General features: G+C 63.2%; 15 protein-coding genes and 1 pseudogene. 11 read left to right on the top strand and 5 right to left on the bottom strand.

Annotation, left to right across the window (positions count from 1 at the left end):
- Positions 1-13 precede the first annotated feature (13 nt).
- The 4 genes from AB4Y32_RS19985 (at position 14) to AB4Y32_RS19970 (ending at position 4,679) form a co-directional block, all read left to right on the top strand.
- On the top strand, positions 14-508 hold the full coding sequence (locus AB4Y32_RS19985) for an arsenate reductase ArsC (protein ID WP_368723005.1): 495 nt from the start codon (positions 14-16) through the stop codon (positions 506-508).
- A complete protein-coding gene (locus tag AB4Y32_RS19980) occupies positions 505-1,218 on the top strand; it encodes an aquaporin (protein WP_439899812.1) in 714 nt (237 codons plus the stop codon). Before AB4Y32_RS19985 ends, AB4Y32_RS19980 begins: the two co-directional genes overlap by 4 nt.
- A 56-nt stretch (positions 1,219-1,274) precedes the next feature.
- Positions 1,275-2,318: a hypothetical protein gene (locus AB4Y32_RS19975; protein WP_368723004.1), complete on the top strand. Its 1,044-nt coding sequence runs from the start codon at positions 1,275-1,277 to the stop codon at positions 2,316-2,318.
- A 567-nt stretch (positions 2,319-2,885) separates the two neighbouring features.
- On the top strand, positions 2,886-4,679 hold the full coding sequence (locus AB4Y32_RS19970) for a hypothetical protein (protein ID WP_368723003.1): 1,794 nt from the start codon (positions 2,886-2,888) through the stop codon (positions 4,677-4,679).
- 331 nt (positions 4,680-5,010) lie between these two features.
- On the opposite strand, the gene AB4Y32_RS19965 is transcribed toward AB4Y32_RS19970, so the two are convergent.
- Positions 5,011-6,141: a GGDEF domain-containing protein gene (locus AB4Y32_RS19965; RefSeq protein WP_368723002.1), complete on the bottom strand. Its 1,131-nt coding sequence runs from the start codon at positions 6,139-6,141 to the stop codon at positions 5,011-5,013.
- A 449-nt stretch (positions 6,142-6,590) separates the two neighbouring features.
- Here AB4Y32_RS19965 and AB4Y32_RS19960 point away from each other — a divergent pair, with 449 nt between their 5' ends.
- The 6 genes from AB4Y32_RS19960 (at position 6,591) to kdgD (ending at position 13,159) form a co-directional block, all read left to right on the top strand.
- The gene (locus AB4Y32_RS19960; RefSeq protein ID WP_368723001.1) at positions 6,591-7,349 is read left to right on the top strand and encodes a FadR/GntR family transcriptional regulator; all 759 of its coding nucleotides are present in this window, start codon (positions 6,591-6,593) and stop codon (positions 7,347-7,349) included.
- 464 nt (positions 7,350-7,813) lie between these two features.
- The gene (garL, locus tag AB4Y32_RS19955) at positions 7,814-8,599 is read left to right on the top strand and encodes a 2-dehydro-3-deoxyglucarate aldolase (protein ID WP_368723000.1); all 786 of its coding nucleotides are present in this window, start codon (positions 7,814-7,816) and stop codon (positions 8,597-8,599) included.
- A gap of 39 nt (positions 8,600-8,638) precedes the next feature.
- Positions 8,639-9,532 carry a 2-hydroxy-3-oxopropionate reductase gene (locus AB4Y32_RS19950; RefSeq protein ID WP_368722999.1) on the top strand — a complete coding sequence of 298 codons (894 nt, stop codon included), beginning with the start codon at positions 8,639-8,641 and terminating at the stop codon, positions 9,530-9,532.
- Positions 9,533-9,590: 58 nt separating this feature from the next.
- Complete coding sequence (locus AB4Y32_RS19945) at positions 9,591-10,724, top strand: lactonase family protein (protein ID WP_368722998.1); 1,134 nt, start codon at positions 9,591-9,593, stop codon at positions 10,722-10,724.
- Between the two features lie 32 nt (positions 10,725-10,756).
- Positions 10,757-12,106, top strand: a complete 1,350-nt coding sequence (gene gudD, locus AB4Y32_RS19940) for a glucarate dehydratase (RefSeq protein ID WP_368722997.1) — start codon at positions 10,757-10,759, stop codon at positions 12,104-12,106.
- A 135-nt stretch (positions 12,107-12,241) separates the two neighbouring features.
- Positions 12,242-13,159 carry a 5-dehydro-4-deoxyglucarate dehydratase gene (gene kdgD / locus AB4Y32_RS19935; protein ID WP_368722996.1) on the top strand — a complete coding sequence of 306 codons (918 nt, stop codon included), beginning with the start codon at positions 12,242-12,244 and terminating at the stop codon, positions 13,157-13,159.
- Positions 13,160-13,409: 250 nt separating this feature from the next.
- On the opposite strand, the gene AB4Y32_RS19930 is transcribed toward kdgD, so the two are convergent.
- Both AB4Y32_RS19930 and AB4Y32_RS19925 read right to left on the bottom strand, forming a co-directional pair.
- On the bottom strand, positions 13,410-15,116 hold the full coding sequence (locus AB4Y32_RS19930; RefSeq protein ID WP_368722995.1) for a dihydroxyacetone kinase family protein: 1,707 nt from the start codon (positions 15,114-15,116) through the stop codon (positions 13,410-13,412).
- 105 nt (positions 15,117-15,221) lie between these two features.
- Complete coding sequence (locus tag AB4Y32_RS19925) at positions 15,222-16,145, bottom strand: LysR family transcriptional regulator (RefSeq protein WP_368722994.1); 924 nt, start codon at positions 16,143-16,145, stop codon at positions 15,222-15,224.
- A 98-nt stretch (positions 16,146-16,243) separates the two neighbouring features.
- On the opposite strand from AB4Y32_RS19925, the gene AB4Y32_RS19920 reads away from it, so the two are divergent.
- Positions 16,244-17,134 carry an aldo/keto reductase family oxidoreductase gene (locus AB4Y32_RS19920; protein WP_368722993.1) on the top strand — a complete coding sequence of 297 codons (891 nt, stop codon included), beginning with the start codon at positions 16,244-16,246 and terminating at the stop codon, positions 17,132-17,134.
- A gap of 63 nt (positions 17,135-17,197) precedes the next feature.
- Here AB4Y32_RS19920 and AB4Y32_RS19915 read toward each other — a convergent pair.
- Both AB4Y32_RS19915 and AB4Y32_RS19910 read right to left on the bottom strand, forming a co-directional pair.
- Positions 17,198-17,615 (bottom strand): annotated as a pseudogene (locus AB4Y32_RS19915) (ACT domain-containing protein).
- A 286-nt stretch (positions 17,616-17,901) separates the two neighbouring features.
- Positions 17,902-18,039 (bottom strand): hypothetical protein, encoded by a 138-nt coding sequence (locus AB4Y32_RS19910; protein WP_368722992.1) that lies wholly within the window; start codon positions 18,037-18,039, stop codon positions 17,902-17,904.
- Positions 18,040-18,407 lie beyond the last annotated feature (368 nt).

Below are 18,407 nucleotides of genomic sequence, written 5' to 3'. Positions count from 1 at the left end.
CGACGGGCAACCTATGACGACCAACGTACTGATCCTGTGCACGCACAACTCTGCCCGCAGCGTGCTCGGCGAGGCCATGCTGAATCATCTCGCCGCGAAGCACAGCAAAGACGTGCGCGCATTCAGCGCAGGCAGCGCGCCGGGCGGCCGCCTGAATCCGTTGGCGGTCGAGGCGCTCACACAAGCGGGCATCGACGTGAGCGGCTATCGCAGCAAGAGCTGGGACGAGTTTGCGCGCGACGATGCGCCTGCGATGCGCATCGTCATTACCGTCTGCGATAGTGCGGCTGCGGAAACGTGCCCCTATTGGCCAGGCAGTCCCGTCAAGGTTCACTGGGGCTATGCGGACCCGTCCGTTGCGCCCGGCGGCGACGAGGGCAAGCGCGTTGCGTTCGAGCTCACCCGTCAGGCAATCGGATATCGGATGTTGCAACTGCTCGCGCTGCCACTTGAAGCGATGAGTAACGACGAACTCCAAAGAGCGCTCACGGCGATTTCCGAATCATGACGGCAGTGATCGATCTCAAGCGCAAGGTTCTCGCCGAGCTGATCGGCACGGCGCTGCTGCTCGCCGTGGTGATCGGCTCCGGCATCATGGCCGAGCGGCTCGCGGGCGGCAACGTCGCGATTGCGTTGCTCGCCAACACACTGGCGACCGTGGGCGGCCTGTATGTGCTGATCGAAGTCTTCGGGCCATTGAGCGGCGCGCATTTCAATCCCGCCGTCAGCATCGTCATGACATTGCGTGGCGAACTGCCTGCACATGAATTGCTGCCGTACATCGCTGCGCAGATGATCGGCGCATTGCTCGGCGCATGGCTCGCGCACGCGATGTTCGATCTTCCCATCGTCGAGTTGTCGGGCAAGATCCGCGCGGGAACCGGGCAATGGATTGCCGAAGCCGTGGCCACGGCCGGCCTGCTGTTCGTTATCCTGCGCGCACCGGCTGCGCGCGCGTCGATCATGGTCGCTGCGTACATCGGCGCTGCGTACTGGTTCACAGCGTCGACGTCGTTTGCCAACCCGGCCGCAGCGTTCGGCCGCATGTTCACGGACAGCTTCGCGGGCATCGCACCGTCCAGCGTGCCCGGCTTCGTGATCGCAGAACTAATCGGCGCGGCGATCGGGCTCGCGCTTCACACCACGTTCGAGTTGCGCCGACGCTCTGCGCGCCCCAACGTCATCGAGTCCTCAGGCACGCGTAACGGAATGCGCTAACCTATCGGCATGTCGAGGCACGCGCGCATAGCTGTCAGGCCCGACGGAGGTTACTCATGATCCGTCCGATCGACACGATTCGTCTTCGCATTGCCCTGGTGATCGTCGTCGCTTCAATGGTCACGGCGGTGGCATCGATCGTGCACCACACCGCAACTGCTGCTGAAAAACCCGCGGCGGCAAATCTGCCGTTGACGCACGTCGCCGACATTCCGTTGCCCGGCCGCGCATCGCGGCTCGACTACGAAAGCGCTGACCCGGGCCGGCATCTGCTGTTCATTGCGCATCTGGGCGACAGCGAAGTGATCGTCTTCGATACGCAGGCTTCGCGCGTCGTCGCACGCATCGGCAACATCGCTGCCGTGCACGGCGTACTCGTCGTTCCCGAACTGTCGCGTGTGTACGCGTCCGCGACGGGCACGAACGAGATCGTGGCCATCGACGAAGCCACGTTGAAAATCACCGCACGCATGCCGGGTGGCATCTATCCGGACGGAATGGCCTATGCGGCCGAATCCGGGAAGCTCTACGTCTCCGACGAGACGGGCGGGACCGAAACGGTGATCGATACTCGCTCCAATCAACGCATCAACACGATTCCCCTCGGCGGCGAAGCAGGCAATACGCAGTACGACGCCGCGTCGCATCATATCTTCGTCAATGTGCAGACGCGAAGACAGCTCGTCGAAATCGATCCAGCGAATGATGCGATCGTCGCTCGCATTGATTTGCCTGGCGCTAAAGGCAATCACGGTCTTTATATTGATCCGCAATTGCATCTCGCGTTTATTGCCTGCGAAGACAACGCCAAACTGCTGACGCTCAACCTGCTCACGAAGCAGGTCGTTCAATCGTTCGATGTCGGTCGTGATCCCGACGTGCTCGCGTTCGATCCCGGTTCGCGCACGCTGTACGTTGCGGGCGAGGCAGGCATCGTGTCGATGTTTGCCGCGAGTTCGTCAGCTGTGTCGAAGATCGGCGAAGGCAGCATCGGACCCAACGCACATGTGGTGGCTGTCGATCCATCGACGCATCGTGTCTACTTCCCGCTGAAGAGCGTCGACGGACATCCCGTGTTGCGGGTAATGGCGCCTCGGTAAAACCTGCGCTGCCACAACCAAGGCGATCCATCGGCCGAAAAAAATACTTGCTCCCTTCAATGCCGAAATCGGTAATAATTCGCCGTCTTCTTGCCGGTTAAATTGCCCGATTCTTATCTAAGGGGTCGCACTCCAAATCATTCGGCAAAGACCCGCTTAGCATAACGCACATCGCGCAAAACACTTCTCCAATGCGGCGAATCCGTGTGGTTGCTTTGTTTTTTCTTATGATATTACGCACAATCGCTAGAACCCGGTAGACTTTGCGCTGTTCAGACTGATTGAACGGCATTAAATACCGATTCATTGCTTTTTAGTGCTGCCCGAGTCTGTGACATTTGCTGCTTTACGGACATTGAGGTACTTATTGCCTGCAAGACGGTAATGCGGACAGGGGTGCCCCTGCCGCACTCTTTTAACTTGTCACGGGAACGCACCGCGTCGGTCAAACGTTTGCGCTTCAGGAATTCCAAACCCTGAAGCGGACGATCTGCGCTTTTCCTCGCATCTCCCAGACGAATTACGCAACTTCTGCCGGTGAGCTTCACGGCGAGGACTTTGTTAGCCATGATGAAACGACGTCAATTTCTCGGACTCCTAACTTCCTTTGGGGGCAGTTACATTCTGACCGCATGCGGCGGTGGCGGTGAAGGCATCAGCGGCGACTCGCCCGTTGCCAAATCGACGGCCCGCGCAAGCGCTGCATCGGCGAACGGCACGACGATTCCGTCCGCGTCGTCCATCATCGACAACAACGGCTCCGTGTGGACGCTGTCCGGCGGTTCCGTGTATCTGAACGGCGTAAAGGCCGGCAACAACTACAACGTCACGCTGGTGCTGTGGTACGGGGGCACCGTTTATCACCAGGGCACGGGCGGCCAGTTCTATGCGTGGAACGGGACCACCTGGTTCGCGAGCGGCGATCCGCGTCTGGGCGGCGGCGGCACCTCCGCCGACGGCACCACGATTCCCCCTGCCTCGCAGATCATCGATACGTCCGGCGCGGTATGGACCGTCGTCAACGGCGTGATCTATCGAAACGGATCGACCGTCGGCAACACCTACAACGTGTCGCTGCTGCTCTGGTTCGGCGGCAGCATTTATCACCAGGGTACGGGCGGCCAGTTCTATGGATGGAACGGCTCTTCATGGAACGCCTGCAACGATCCGCGCCTCGGTGGCACTTCGGCCGACGGCACGACCATTCCTTCCGCCACGTACATCATCGACAAGACGGGCGCGATCTGGACGGTCGTCAATGGCGTCATTTACCGCAACCGCGCGACCGTCGGCAACACGTACAACGTTTCGCTTCTGCTGTGGTACGGCGGCAAGATCTGGCATCGCGGCACGGGCGGGCAGTTCTATGTACTCGCCGACCTCGACAGATGGCTGCCGTGTGACGACCCGCGCCTTGCTACGTCGCTGACGACGGCCGGGAGTTTTTACGGCGTCAACGGACACTTCGACTACACGTACACGCCGGCGCAACTCGTCGCGATGTTGAAGAACATGGGCTGCACGTCGTATCGCGTGGGATGTACCGACGACCCGCTGCAATTGAACGCCGTCGCGAAGCTGGCGCAGGCCTTCCAGGCAGCTGGACTCACGCTGTTCGTTCTCGTCAACCAGGGCGTCTATGACGCAACCGGCAAGCTGCTTCCCGGCGAAGGCGCCGCATACAACCGTGGATTCGCGGTCGGCATGGCGGTCGCAAAAGCGCTCCAGCCGTATGGCGTCACGCTTTATGAATGCGGAAATGAACTGACGCGACAGGACGCAACTGTCATGGACTTCACGTACGCGGGAACGAAGGCCTCCGATTTCAACAACGCCAATTGGCCGGTCATGCGCGGCGTGATGCGCGGAATGATCGACGGCGTGAAGTCGGTTCAACCGTCGGCGAAGTGCGGGATCAACTTCTGCGTTGCGGACGTCGGCGCAGCCGATGCGCTGTGGGACGGCATGCAGCCGGACGGCAGCGGCGGCTATCCGAAAGTGCGCTGGGACGTCACGACGTGGCACAACTACGAAGTGTACGGCAACATCTTCAACATCGGCGTCGACGGTGCAGGTCCGGGCTTTGATCTGCCGACCTACTGCAAGGCCCGATACGGTGTGCCGTTCATCATCTCCGAATGGAATACGGGTCCCGAGAAAACCGAGGATTACCGCGCGGCCTATATTTCGTCGACTCTGGCAAGCTACTACCGGTCGAGAAAGAGCCACAATATCCAGTCTGTGATGTACTACGTGCTGGACAGCGGCAACAACACGTACGGCATTATGATCAACGGCACTCCCATTAGCCAGCCGTACTCGGCGCTTTCGAGCTTCATTGCGGCGAACGCCGACAGCTAAGCCGGCACACGCCAGCTAAGCACCGGTGCTGTTTCAGCGGCCCGCCACCCGGCGGGCCGTTTTGCGTTGCAGCCGGGCCTCGCGTTCAAGCGTTAGCGGTCAAGAATTAGCGGTCAAGAAGAAGAAATGACGGAAGCCACGCGACGGCAACAGCTTGGAACGAGCGTCTTTGCGGCGCCGTTCGCGCTGCAGGATGACGCCGATTATCGTTGCGCCCACATTCATCGCCCGGATCGACAACGCGCCCGTTACAGGACGCAGCCCGTTCCGCGAGCCGCTGACGCGCGCCGCGCCAATTCGCGTTTTCATTGCGTTCGCGGCAATGACGCGTCTAAAGCAGGATCACATGATCGCTGATTCGGACGCAGTTTCGACCGCCGCGCTTCGCGCCGTACAGCGCTTCGTCGGCATCGCGCGCGAGTTGCTCGATCGTCGCGTCGGCAGCGGCCATGCACGCGACGCCGATGCTGCACGTATAGCCGGGCAGCGACTCATCTTCTTTCTGCTCGACCCGTCGCCGGATGAATTCGGCCTGCTCTCTCACCTCATCGGGCTGCGCGCGTGGCAGCAGCACCGCAAATTCCTCGCCGCCCCAGCGTGCAAAGTGGCCATGCTCCGGCAGCATGTCGGAGACGCGTCGGGCGAAATCGATCAGGATGCGATCGCCCGTCGCGTGCCCGTACGTGTCGTTCACCTGCTTGAAGTGATCGAGATCGATCAGGATCAGCGAAAGGAGTCCGCCTGTGCGCATCGTCTTTTCGCGTTCCTGCTGATGCGCGCTCAGAAAGGCGCGGCGATTCAGCAAGGCCGTTAGCGGGTCCATGAAGGACTGCTGTTCGAGCTGATTGCGAAGCCGGTCCATCGCAGCGAACAGCAGGCCGACCGTCACTGTCAGCGACATCAGCGCGCTCGTCGTCAGATAGATCTTCTGGAAGATGTCATCCGAAAAGAGCCCGGCGTTCGCCCATGACGGCACGAACATCGTCGCGACTCGCGCGGCCGTCACGGCCGCCTGGACCAGCAGCATCCAGCCGACGAACAGCGCGGTGTTGCTGCCGCTGCCGAAACGCAGCATCACGACGCAATGCATTCCGTAGGTCAAGGTCAGGATCACCGACATCCACAGCGTGCGGCCCGCCGCGGACGGTTGCACCCACGTCGTCCAGCTCATCGCGATCACGCCGACGATCAGCAGCAAGGCGATGAAGCGCCGCGACGGACGGCGCCCGAAAAACAGCTGGCTGCCGATCATCCACAGCCCCGTGCCGAGGATCATGCCGACATTGGCGACGAGAAACGAAAGCCAGTCGGCGATGCCGCCGCGCAGCGCAAGCATGATCGCCGACACCGACACGATCAACGCCCCCGACGCCCAATGCCCGACGCCTCGAATGTTCGCCGGAAAGCCACGTCCAAGCGAAAACATCACGAGCGACATCAGCCCGGGCATGACTGACGACATGAGAATGACGGTGCGAAGATCAAAGGCTGGCATACGGTTCCGATAGCGGTCTGGCGACATGAGAACCGTCCCGGCTCGCGGACGGCAAGGCGACGGAATTGCCCCACTTCATGTGCGCTGCAGATGAGGCTCGCAATATACCGCACGGCGAACGCAGATCGCAGGTACGTGTGCCCGGCACGGACTGTGTCGCTCGCGTGTTCACCGCGCATCGTTCTGGAGATGCGTGAGCCGGATTGCGGATGCTTGCTGCTGCAACAAAACGGACGTCAGGCGTAGAGGGAGAGCTTGCAATGCGATGTCCGACGAGACGCGCGATGACGCCACGAATAGCGATACGAACCGGCATGTATTCGCCTTTTTGCGGCCAGTCAATTCGTAACTACGCCGCTTTCGCGTTGTAGGACAACGTATAATGAAGACAAATCTGAATCCCCGAGGAGCGTTTCATGGCCGCGTCTGCAGCACCAGGTTCGACCCCGAGGCGACCACGCGGGAGTCTTGCTGATCAGGTCGTCGCTTATGTGAACGAGCAGGTTGCATCGCACGCGCTCAAGCCCGGCGATCAACTGCCGACGGAAACCACTCTGATGTCGTTGCTCGGCGTGAGCCGCACCGTGGTACGCGAAGCCATTTCGCGGCTGCAGGCGAATAGCGTGATCGAAACGCGCCACGGCATCGGCAGCTTCGTGCTCGAACCGCGTCGCGAGCCGCTGGGCCTCGAGATGGTCCCCGCGACCACGCTCAACGATGTGCTCTCGGTGCTGGAATTGCGCATCAGCCTCGAGACGGAATGCGCGGGCCTCGCGGCCCAACGCGCGAGCGAACGCGACATCGCGAAGATACGCGAGGCGCTCGACGCCGTCGAAGAGGCGAGCCGCGCAGGCGGCGACAGCACGGCCGCCGACCTGCGATTCCACATTTCGATTGCGAGCGCGACGGGCAATCGCTATTTCGTCGACATCCTCACGCAACTGGGCACGGCGCTGATTCCGCGGCACCGCGTGGATTCACCGGGGCTCGCGCAAAGCGATCTCAACGCGTATATGGCGCGCGTCAATCTCGAACACGAAAACATTCTCGACGCGATCGCGCGCAAGGACCCCGACGGCGCGCGCGCCGCGATGCGCATGCATCTGTCGAGCAGCCGCGAGCGCTTGCGCCGTGCCAGCGCTCAGGCGGAAGAAGCGGCGACTCGCACGACGTGACCCATCGAGCGTAATCAGAAGAGCGGCCCGCATGTGGCCGCTTTTTTTTCGCGCGGCGCATCTGATGGTCGCGCGTTGGCGATCCGTTTTTCGCGGCGACGCCGCTAGCTGAGCGGAAGGTCCACCGGCCAGCCGATGAGGAAACGGCTCTTCGGAAAGTCGTCGTGGGCGCGCTGTTCTTTCTCCATTCACCCTCCGGTCGGCATCGGTCATCGTACGACCTCTTTCACAAATGTAGCCATACGCGTACCCTTGAGCGCGGCCGTCTTACACTCCTATAGCGGATGCCGCGGGGCCAAACTCAGGGTTTACCAGCCTTCCTCCAGGTCAACTGACGACTTATCTTGTGTTCAGACGTCCTATAACATACCATGTTCCGGCGCCTGGCTCCCCAGCCGGGCAATCAGCTTGCATGGGCCCAGAGCACGAGACAAAGCGCGCACTCTGGCCGACAGGAGAATGAGATGACCCCGCCGCCCCCATATCAACCGCTGCCGAACAGCTTTCGCGCCGCCGTCAGAAGCGGCGAGCGGCTCATCGGCTGCTGGGCGTCGTTTGCCAGCCCGATCACGACCGAGCTGCTGGGCACCGTGGGCTTCGACTGGCTCCTGCTCGACGCCGAGCACGCGCCCAACGACGAACTCACGTTGATCCCCCAACTGATGGCGCTGAAAGACAGCCGTTCGGCGCCCGTGGTTCGGCCGCCCGCCAACGACAGCGTGATCATCAAGCGCATGCTCGACCTCGGCTTCTTCAATTTCCTGATTCCGTTCGTCGATAGCGCGGACGATGCGCGCCGCGCGGTGGCCGCCACGCGCTATCCGCCGCACGGCATTCGCGGCGTGTCGATCAGTCAGCGCGGCAATCGCTACGGCACGGTGGCCGACTACTTGCACGTCGCCAACGAGAACATCTGCGTCGTCGTTCAGATCGAAAGCCGCGCGGCCGTCGAAGCGATCGACGAAATCGCGGCGGTCGAAGGCATCGATGGCGTTTTCATCGGACCGTCGGACCTCGCCGCTGCATACGGCCAGCTCGGCAATCCCGCGCACGCCGATGTCCAGCAGGCCATCGCGCATGTGTTCGAACGGGCGAAAGCGGCGGGCAAGGCCTCGGGCATCCTCGCGCCCGTGCAGCAGGACGCCGAACGCTATCTCGCGATGGGCAGCACGCTGGTTTCCGTGTGCGCCGACATGGGGCTTCTGCGCAACGCCGCGCTAAACGTCCGGAAGCATTTCATGCCGGACTGAGCGGAACGCTCCCTCACCTCACACTATCTGGAGTAGCGAATGAAAAAAGCAGGCTTCATCGGACTCGGCATCATGGGCAAGCCCATGGCCGCCAATCTTCGCAAGAACGGTGTCGAGCTTGCCGCCTTCACGCGCAGCGGGGTGCCGGATGAGCTGACGCAAGCGGGTGTGCTCGCGTGCAGCAGCCCCGCCGACGTCGCGCAAAAAGCCGATGTGATCTTCATCATGGTGCCCGACACGCCCGACGTCGAACGCGTGCTGTTCGGCGAAAACGGCGTGGCAAGCAAGCTGCGTCAAGGCCAGATCGTCGTCGACATGAGTTCGATCTCGCCGATCGCGACGCGCGACTTCGCGGCGCGCGTGCGCGAGAAAGGCGCCGAATACCTCGACGCGCCCGTTTCCGGCGGCGAGGTCGGCGCGAAGGCTGCATCGCTGACGATCATGGTGGGCGGCTCGCAAGCCGCGTTCGATACCGTCAAGCCGTTCTTCGACATGATGGGCAAGAACGTCTCGCTGATCGGCGAAGCAGGCGCGGGCCAGATCTGCAAGGTGGCCAATCAGGTCATCGTCGCGGCGACGATCGAAGCCGTCGGCGAAGCGCTGCTGCTGGCGTCGAAAGCGGGCGTCGATGCGGAGAAGGTGCGCAAGGCGCTGATGGGCGGCTTCGCTTCGTCGCGCATTCTCGAAGTGCACGGCGAACGCATGACGAAGCGCACGTTCGATCCGGGCTTCCGTATCGAGCTGCATCAAAAGGATCTGAACCTCGCGCTTTCGACGGCGCAGGCGCTCGGTGTTTCGCTGCCGAATACGGCCACCTGTCAGGCGCTTTTCAACGCGTGCGCGGCGCACGGCGGCAACGCATGGGATCACTCGGGCATGGTCCGCGCGCTGGAGTATCTCGCCGATCACGAAATCGGGCAGCAGCGGAAATGACGATGACGATGACGCGTTCATCGCAATTATCGAATCGTCGAACGGACGCACGCACGTCATGAGCGCCCCAACTCCCGCATCGTTCTTCGCGATCGTCTCGAATGCGGCGGACGGCGATCTTGCCGTGTTTCGTGTCGACGCATCGACGGGCCGCATCGAGTGCATTGCGCGTCATCCCGCCGGCGAGGCCGTCATGCCGATGGCGCTTTCCGCCGATGGCAGCGTGCTCCACGCAGCAACACGCGCAGCGAAGCGAACCATCGTCACGTATTCCGTCGATTCACGCACGGGCGGTCTCACGCGACTGCGAACGACGTCCATTGCATCCAGCCTCGCCTATCTGTCGCTGACGCCGTCCGGCGCGTGGCTGCTCGGCGCATCGTATGGCGAGCACTCGGTGAGCCTGTATCGCGCCGTCGATGTTCATGCGCACGCGCACGTCGAACCGGTCCAGGTGATCGACGGCATCGAGCACGCGCATTCGATCGTGGCGTCCGCTGATGGCCGCTTTGCGTACGTCGCGTCGCTCGGCTCCGATACGGTGTCGTGTTACGCGATCGTCGAGCGCGCCGCCGATGCGCGGCTCGAACTCGTGCAGACGGTGCGCGTCGAGCCCGGCTTCGGTCCGCGTCATCTGCGCTTTTCGCCTGATGGCGAGACGCTCTATGTATCGAGCGAGTTTCGCGCGACGGTCGCCGTTTTCGCACGCGATGCAGAAACGGGCACGCTCACCGCACGCTCGATCGCGCCGCGTGCGCCCGCGCTCGCTCATCTGCACGACGGCCGCGCGCGTCCGCTTGCTGCGGGCTCTGCGGGCGCCCAAGTCGATCCATCGACACTTGTCTGGGCCGCCGACATCCAGCTCACGCCCGACGGACGTTTCGTTTTCGTCGCCGAACGCACGACGAGCCGGTTGATCGGCTATCGCGTGACGGACCACGGAACGCTCGAATATGCGGGCTATACCGACACTGAAACGCAACCGCGCGGCTTCAGGATCGATTCGGGCGGACGCTTCCTGATCGCGTGCGGCGAGCAGTCGACGCACGTCGCCGTCTATGCGATCGACGCGGGCTCAGGCGCGCTTGCCATGCTGTCGCGCTGCGAAGGCGGACGCGGCGCGAACTGGATCGAAATCATTCCACAGACACAGCCAACCCCGTGCACGACGTCTGCTGAACCCACACATTGAGCTCCCAGCACCGAACCTCAGGACCGACTTTCATGTCTACGATCGCATCCCAAACCCAAGGCGCGCCGACCGTCACCGAATTGCGCGTCGTGCCCGTCGCCGGCCGCGACAGCATGCTGATGAACCTGAGCGGCGCGCATGGGCCGTTCTTCACGCGCAACATCGTCATTCTGCGCGATAGCGCGGGCAATACAGGCGTCGGCGAAGTGCCGGGCGGCGAGAACATCCGCAAGACCATCGACGATGCGCGCCCGTTCGTCGTCGGCCAGTCCATCGGCAATCTGCACGCAGCGTTGAACAAGGTACGCAAGCAGTTCGCGGATCGCGACGCGGGCGGCCGTGGCCTGCAGACCTTCGACCTGCGCACGACCATCCACGCGGTGACGGCGCTCGAAGCCGCGTTGCTCGATGTGCTCGGCCAGCATCTCGGCGTGCCCGTCGCGGCGCTGCTCGGCGAAGGCCAGCAACGCGACGAAATCGAAATGCTCGGCTATCTGTTCTATATCGGCGACCGCAACAAAACGGACCTGCCGTATGCGAGCGGCGCCGAAGGGCGCGACGACTGGGAACGCCTGCGCACCGAAGAAGCGATGACGCCCGAGGCCGTCGTCCGTCTCGCGGAAGCGGCGCAGGCGCGTTACGGCTTCAACGACTTCAAGCTCAAGGGCGGCGTGCTTTCCGGCGACGCCGAAATCGAAGCGGTCACGGCGCTCACCGAAGGCTTCCCCGATGCGCGCGTGACGCTCGATCCGAACGGCGCATGGTCGCTCGCGGAAGCGATCCGCCTGTGCCGCGACAAGCACGATGTGCTCGCCTACGCCGAAGACCCGTGCGGCGCGGAGAACGGTTATTCGGGCCGCGAAGTGATGGCCGAGTTCCGCCGCGCGACGGGCCTGCCGACGGCCACCAACATGATCGCGACCGACTGGCGCCAGATGGGCCATGCAATCCAGTTGCAATCGGTCGACATTCCGCTCGCCGATCCGCACTTCTGGACGATGCAAGGCTCGGTGCGCGTCGCGCAGATGTGCAACGACTGGGGCCTCACATGGGGCTCGCACTCGAACAATCACTTCGACATCTCGCTCGCGATGTTCACGCACGTCGCGGCCGCCGCGCCGGGCAAGATCACCGCGATCGACACGCACTGGATCTGGCAGGATGGCCAGTATCTGACGCGCGATCCGTTGCAGATCGCCGGCGGCAAGGTGAAGGTGCCGGCGAGGCCTGGCCTCGGCATCGAGCTCGACATGGATGCGCTCGAACAAGCGCACGCGCTGTATCAGCAGCATGGACTGGGCGCGCGCGACGACGGCGTCGCGATGCAGTACCTGATTCCCAACTGGAAGTTCGACAACAAGCGCCCCTGCCTCGTGCGCTGATGTTGAGTTAACCGCGCGCTAACCGCGCGCTCATCGCACGCTGATCGTGCGCTGACAGCGAACCAGACCGAAACGCCGAAGCAACGCGGCCAGCACGCATGGCCGCCTCACATCGACCGACATTCAAAGCGAACCATGACCACGCCTCAAGAACTCAAAGCGATCGTTTCCGAAGGCCTTCTGTCGTTCCCCGTCACCGACTTCGACAGCAACGGCAACTTCCGCGCCGACACCTATGCGGCGCGTCTCGAATGGCTCGCGCCGTATGGTGCAACGGCCCTCTTCGCGGCGGGCGGCACAGGCGAATTCTTCTCTCTGACGAAGTCCGACTATACGAACGTCATCCGCACCGCGACGCAGACGTGCAAGGGCAAAGTACCGATTCTCGCGGGCGCGGGCGGCCCGACGCGCGTCGCGATCGAGTACGCGCAGGAAGCCGAACGCCTCGGCGCGAGCGGCGTGCTGCTGATGCCGCACTACCTGACGGAAGCGCCGCAGGAAGGCATCGCCGCGCATGTCGAGCAGGTGTGCAACGCAGTGAAGGACATCGGCGTGATCGTCTACAACCGCGCGAACTCGAAGCTCAACGCGGACACGCTCGAACGTCTCGCGGACAAGTGCCCGAACCTGATCGGCTTCAAGGACGGCGTGGGCGATATCGAAAGCATGGTGACGATCCGCCGGCGCATGGGTGAGCGCTTCTCGTACCTCGGCGGCCTGCCGACGGCGGAAGTCTATGCAGCCGCGTACAAGGCGCTGGGCGTCCCCGTCTATTCGTCGGCCGTGTTCAACTTCATTCCGAAGACAGCGATGGCGTTCTACCGCGCGATCGCCGCCGACGATCACGCGACGACGGGCAAGCTGCTCGACGAATTCTTCCTGCCGTATCTGGCGATCCGCAATCGTCGCCAGGGGTACGCAGTGAGCATCGTGAAGGCGGGCGCGAAGCTGGTCGGCCGTGACGCGGGCCCGGTGCGCGCGCCGCTGACCGATCTGAGCGAAGACGAAATGGCGCAACTCGATGCGCTGATCAAGAAGCTCGGCGCGCAGTGACATCCATGCGATGCGATGCGTTGCGCGCAGTCGCGAAGGCCGACGCGCAACGCAGCGATCGCGTAAAGGCTCATGTGGTTGCCGTCCCACGGCTGACGAACACCGATCTGCACGGCCAGGTGAGCGTGAACGAAATCAAAGCGACGGCGCTTCGCCGCCAGGCCCGTTGCCAATCGCGCCGCACGCGTAAACGCGCATCGACGCCGATCCGCGATCAGGTGCCATTGCGCATCCTTTAACTAGCAGCGGTTTAGCGAACGAACGGCGTCAGCGCACGCAGCCAGCAAACGGCCGCTACCGCGCCGCCATCCGGCTCGCCGACGGCACGCTCGCCCAGATAGCTCGCGCGTCCGACGCGCGGCATCATCGACGCGGTCGCGTCCGCGCCTTTCTGCGCAGCCTCGACGGTGACGGCCCATGCATCGGCGAGCGGCCAGCCGGCGCGAACAGCGGCGGAGAATGCGTCCGCCGCGGGCCGCAGCGCATCGAGCATCGTCCGCTCGCCGGGCTGCGCGCCGCCCAGTTCCGCGATCGCGCCGACGGCGAGATCGAACGCGTCGGCCCAATCCGATGCCGAAGGCGCGCGGCTTTCCGCGAGACGGCGCGACGCGCGCAGCAAGGCCGTCGCATAGAACGGCCCCGAGCTGCCCGCAATCGCGCGGCGCAACGTCACGGCGAGTTCCGCGAGCGCGTCGGCTTCCGAAGGCCACGCCGTATCCGGCAACGCGAGCACCGCTTCGCCCGCGCGCTTCATGCTCGAACCCAGGTCGCCATCGCCCGCTTTCGAATCGAGATCGGTGAGGCGCGCTTCGGCGCCCATCAACGCGCGCGCGGCCGCGTCGAACGCATGCTGCAACGTCGAGCGTTGCGCGGCACGCATCGCCGTGGCTGCGCCCGCTACAGCGCCGCCGTCCGCATGCGACGCGACACCCACTGCGCCGTCGACGTTCACGCGTCCCGTGTTCCGCCACGTGGCGACGCGGGTCGGCGCATCGAGCAGCGCGAGGCGCGCGTCGTCGACACGCATCACCGAGATCGAACAGCCCGGCATGTTCAGCGCCGACAGCAGCGTGCCGCACCACGCGCGCTCGATGACGAGCCCGCGTCGCCGAAGGCCGTTGATCGCCGCGCGCGCGACGACGGCCAGTTCCATCGGTGGCGTCGCGCCGAGCCCGTTGACGAGCAGCACGACACGTTCGCCTTCCGCCAGTTGCAGATCGTCGGCGATGGTGGTGAGCAGCGTCTCCGTCAGCTCGTCGGCGGGCATCGGCTGCGTGCGCTGCACGCCCTTCTCCCCGTGAATGCCGAGGCCGAGCTCGATCTCGTCGTCCGCGAGCGAGAAGCTCGCCAGTCGCGTGGCGGGCAGCGTACAGCCGTCGAGCGCGACGCCCATCGTGCCGATCGCGTTCGCGGCTTCGCGCGCGAGCGCTGCGACTTCGCCGAGTGTCCTGTTTGCCGCGGCCGCCGCGCCCGCGACCTTGTGCACAAACACGGTTCCCGCGATGCCGCGCCGCCGCCCGCGTTCGACGGTGTTGCGCAACGAGACGTCGTCCGCGACCACGACGACTTCGACGGGAATCCCTTCTGCGCGCGCCAGTTCCGCTGCCAGGCCGAAGTTGAGACGATCGCCCGTGTAGTTCTTGACGACCAGCAGCGCGCCGTTCGGTCCCGCCGACGCGTGAATCGCAGCGAGCACGGCATCCGTCGACGGCGACGTGAACACTTCGCCGCACACGGCCGCCGCGAGCATGCCTTCGCCGACGTAGCCCGCATGGGCCGGCTCGTGCCCGCTGCCGCCGCCCGAGATGACCGCGACGCGCCGCGCGTGCGGCGCGGGGAGACCGCGCTGCACGACGACGTTCGCGTCATGCAGCAGCGCGATATCGGGCGCGAGCATCGCGAGGCCTTCGAGCATTTCGCGCACGACGCGCGTCGGATCGTTCAACAGCTTCTTCATGGCAGTGAACCTCGGCGGATTGGGTTTGCGGGCGAACGGACGGAACGATCGCGCGGCAGCGAAGGCCGTGCGCGCGGGCCGGTCCATCCGTCGAAAGGGATAACTCTATCGTCGGCGTCGGGAAGGTGCATCGGGCGCATCCTGCGACTTGAGGAAATCGACGAACGCGCGCAACGGCGCGGGCAAATGGCGGCGACCCGGATAGTACAGAAAAGGTCCTGAAAACGCCTGCCACCACGGTTCGAGAATCGGCTCCAGCGCGCCGCTGTCGAGATGCGGCCGCAACATGCCCTCGAACAGATGGATGACTCCCACGCCCGCGACGGCCGCGCTGACGGCAAGATCGATCGCGGCACCGGGCCTGACGACGAGCGGCCCCGACGGATCGAGCCGCACCACTTCGCCGTCGCGCTCGAAGTCCCATGTCGGCATTGCGCCGCCCGCGAACTGGCCGCGCAGACACGCATGAGCGAGCAGATCGCGCGGATGCTCCGGCCGGCCGCGCGCGTCGAGATAGCCGGGCGCCGCGGCCGTCGCGAAACGCTGCACGCGCGGTCCGATGGGAATCGCGATCATGTCCTGTTCGAGACGCTCGTCGTAGCGAATGCCTGCATCGCAGCCGATCGACAGCACATCGACGAAGCCGTCCTCGACCACCACTTCCACGCGGATGTCGGGATACGCATCGAGGAACGACGCGATGACGGACGGCAACACGATGCGCGCCACGCTCGACGGCACGTTCAGCTTGAGGGTGCCGCTCGGCTTGTCCCTGAATACGTTCAGCACATCGAGCGCGGCTTCCATTTCGCTGAAGAGCGGCGTCAGCTTGTCGATCAGGCGCTGCCCCGCTTCCGTCGGCGCGACGCTGCGCGTGGTCCGGTTCAGCAGCCGCAAGTCGAGCTTCGTTTCGAGCCGGCGAACGGCGATGCTCAGGCTCGATGCCGAAACGCCGCTGATACGCGCGGCATCGCGAAAGCCGCCGGCGCGCGCGACCGAGAAGAAGGCGGCGAGATCGTTGAGTTCCATGTCGATTGTTCGAAATTTTCAACAACCCGTACACCTTAGGTCGCTTTATTCAACAGCGCAACGGGATCAAACTGGCGGCGTTCAACAAGGAGAGCGTCATGTCGAAGTTCAAGTCAGCCAATCACTTCACGCTTGCCGGCCGCAAGATTCGCCGCATGGGCTATGGCGCGATGCAGCTCGCGGGGCCCGGCGTATTCGGGCCGCCGAAGGACCGCGACGCCTGTATCGCCGTGCTGCGCGAGGCGATCGCGTCGGGCGTCAATCACATCGATACGAGCGATTTCTACGGGCCGCACATCACGAACCAATTGATCCGCGAAGCGCTGCATCCGTATCCCGACGATCTGCTGATCGTCACGAAAGTCGGCGCGGTGCGAGGCGATGATGGCGCGTGGCTTCCCGCGTTCGAGCCGGACGATATCCGGCGCGGCGTGCACGACAATCTGCGCAACCTCGGGGTCGATGCGCTCGACGTCGTCAACATGCGCATCATGGGGAGTGTTCACAGCCCGAGCGAAGGCTCGATCGAAAAGCAGGTCGTGGCGCTTGCAGAACTTCAGCGCGAAGGGCTCGTGCGGCACATCGGCCTGAGCAATGTGACCGCAACGCAGATTGCCGAAGCGCAGCGCATCGCGGAGATCGTCTGCGTGCAGAATCACTACAACCTCGTTCATCGCGAGGACGATGCGCTCGTGGACGAACTCGCGGCCAAAGGCGTTGCGTACGTGCCCTTCTTTCCGCTCGGCGGATTCACGCCAATTCAATCGTCGGCGCTGTCGAACCTCGCGAGCGAGCTAGGCGCGACGCCGATGCAGGTCGCGCTCGCGTGGCTGCTGCATCGTGCGCCGAACATACTGCTGATTCCCGGCACGTCGTCCGTTGCGCATCTGCGCGAGAACTTGCAGGCAGGCGAATTGAAGCTGACGGACGCAACGCTCGCCGAACTCGATGCGATTGGACAACGCAGCGAGAATCAGCGAGACGAATGAGCGTAAAGCGCGCCGCGCGTCTACGAGGCGCGACTCTCACGTCGATGATGACGGCGACCAGGCTCAGGTGCCGTCTTGCGCACGCTTCTGCAAGAGAATCAATTGCGCCGTCGCTTTCTTCGCCGAATCGACGGGCACAAAGACATGATCGTGATGCGCGGCCGCTATCACGTTGCAGCCAATGCCCGCCTCGCCGAGTACTTTTGCAAAAGCCCGCAGTCAGACCCACTGCCTGTAAATCGGAACGCACCGTGAGCGTAATCCACGCAGAGCGGAAAAGAACATCCAGTCCCGCCCGCTTGGCTATCTCTTCCTCCACGATAAGTGTCGGACCTTCTTTCTCGCGAAACGTCGCAACAGGCATCAACGCATCGACATCCGTTTCCGCTGGCACTGATGCGAATACGTAGACACCCTCGTTCAGTTCGGGATGTATAGACGCTAGCAACTGATCGAGATCGCTGCTAATGGGTTGGCTCATCTAAAACCTCTTTGTGCGCTAACGGACTGAAGAAGAAGATCGTTTCGACGCTCAGGTCGCGAATGGGCATCGCGGTTTTGCCTTGAACGGCAACATGTCGTGGAGAAATCGATTACAGCCAGCGTGTTGGATGTCCAGAATTTACTTCTCCGCTCTGCGAATCATTGCACTTTTCCTGCGATCAAGAAATGCGGGAGCGATTGACACGGCTGGAAGATCCGTGACTTCTCCAATCCATATTTCCCCGCATCTGTCGATGAGAAGAATGTCTGCCGTGCAGGGGATTTCATCTGAACTGGTCGCTGTGGAAGAGCACGGCGATGAACCAGAGCGAAATCATCGCGTGTGGCACAGCAAATGCAACGGTCACGGTACCCGGTACACGCCCGCAAAGGAGACGGGCAATGCAGTCGGCAATGGTCACGACGCCTTCCTCTGCGTGGAATAACGAGCGGTGCATTCGTGCCCTTTCGACAAATTCGATTTGAAAAAAAATACATTGATGGAGCTATCAATGGACTGTTGCAACCTGTCCGGCGCACCGCCGTGCACACGCGTCACCACGGGACGAATTCCAGTTTATAAGGAAACGTCCGAGGGGTCGGTCACATCGCAAATGACCGCGTTTGCTGCAGCGCTACAGACGCACACTGGCAAAGTACTCGATAACTACCAGTCGTTACACAATCTCTCCGTGCGAGACTTTCGCACTTTCTGGCGATGCTTCGTCGAGTGGTCGCAAGGGCTCGAGGTGTCCGGCAGCATCGAGCCGGTTTGCGTCGGCGACGCGTG

Source organism: Paraburkholderia phymatum (assembly GCF_040965635.1).
Classification (GTDB): domain Bacteria; phylum Pseudomonadota; class Gammaproteobacteria; order Burkholderiales; family Burkholderiaceae; genus Paraburkholderia; species Paraburkholderia phymatum_B.
The sequence above is the reverse complement of the archived record's forward strand: the minus strand, read 5'-3'. Positions and strand labels throughout refer to the sequence as shown.

Excerpts from the sequence above, each read along its gene's own strand:
- AB4Y32_RS19985 (WP_368723005.1), top strand. The coding sequence starts at position 14 with ATGACGACCAACGTACTGATCCTGTGCACGCACAACTCTGCCCGCAGC.
- AB4Y32_RS19930 (WP_368722995.1), bottom strand. The coding sequence starts at position 15,116 with ATGAAGAAGCTGTTGAACGATCCGACGCGCGTCGTGCGCGAAATGCTC.
- garL (WP_368723000.1), top strand. The coding sequence starts at position 7,814 with ATGACCCCGCCGCCCCCATATCAACCGCTGCCGAACAGCTTTCGCGCC.
- gudD (WP_368722997.1), top strand. The coding sequence starts at position 10,757 with ATGTCTACGATCGCATCCCAAACCCAAGGCGCGCCGACCGTCACCGAA.
- kdgD (WP_368722996.1), top strand. The coding sequence starts at position 12,242 with ATGACCACGCCTCAAGAACTCAAAGCGATCGTTTCCGAAGGCCTTCTG.
- AB4Y32_RS19970 (WP_368723003.1), top strand. The coding sequence starts at position 2,886 with ATGATGAAACGACGTCAATTTCTCGGACTCCTAACTTCCTTTGGGGGC.
- AB4Y32_RS19975 (WP_368723004.1), top strand. The coding sequence starts at position 1,275 with ATGATCCGTCCGATCGACACGATTCGTCTTCGCATTGCCCTGGTGATC.
- AB4Y32_RS19950 (WP_368722999.1), top strand. The coding sequence starts at position 8,639 with ATGAAAAAAGCAGGCTTCATCGGACTCGGCATCATGGGCAAGCCCATG.
- AB4Y32_RS19960 (WP_368723001.1), top strand. The coding sequence starts at position 6,591 with ATGGCCGCGTCTGCAGCACCAGGTTCGACCCCGAGGCGACCACGCGGG.
- AB4Y32_RS19980 (WP_439899812.1), top strand. The coding sequence starts at position 505 with ATGACGGCAGTGATCGATCTCAAGCGCAAGGTTCTCGCCGAGCTGATC.
- AB4Y32_RS19965 (WP_368723002.1), bottom strand. The coding sequence starts at position 6,141 with ATGTCGTCAGTCATGCCCGGGCTGATGTCGCTCGTGATGTTTTCGCTT.
- AB4Y32_RS19945 (WP_368722998.1), top strand. The coding sequence starts at position 9,591 with ATGAGCGCCCCAACTCCCGCATCGTTCTTCGCGATCGTCTCGAATGCG.
- AB4Y32_RS19925 (WP_368722994.1), bottom strand. The coding sequence starts at position 16,145 with ATGGAACTCAACGATCTCGCCGCCTTCTTCTCGGTCGCGCGCGCCGGC.
- AB4Y32_RS19920 (WP_368722993.1), top strand. The coding sequence starts at position 16,244 with ATGTCGAAGTTCAAGTCAGCCAATCACTTCACGCTTGCCGGCCGCAAG.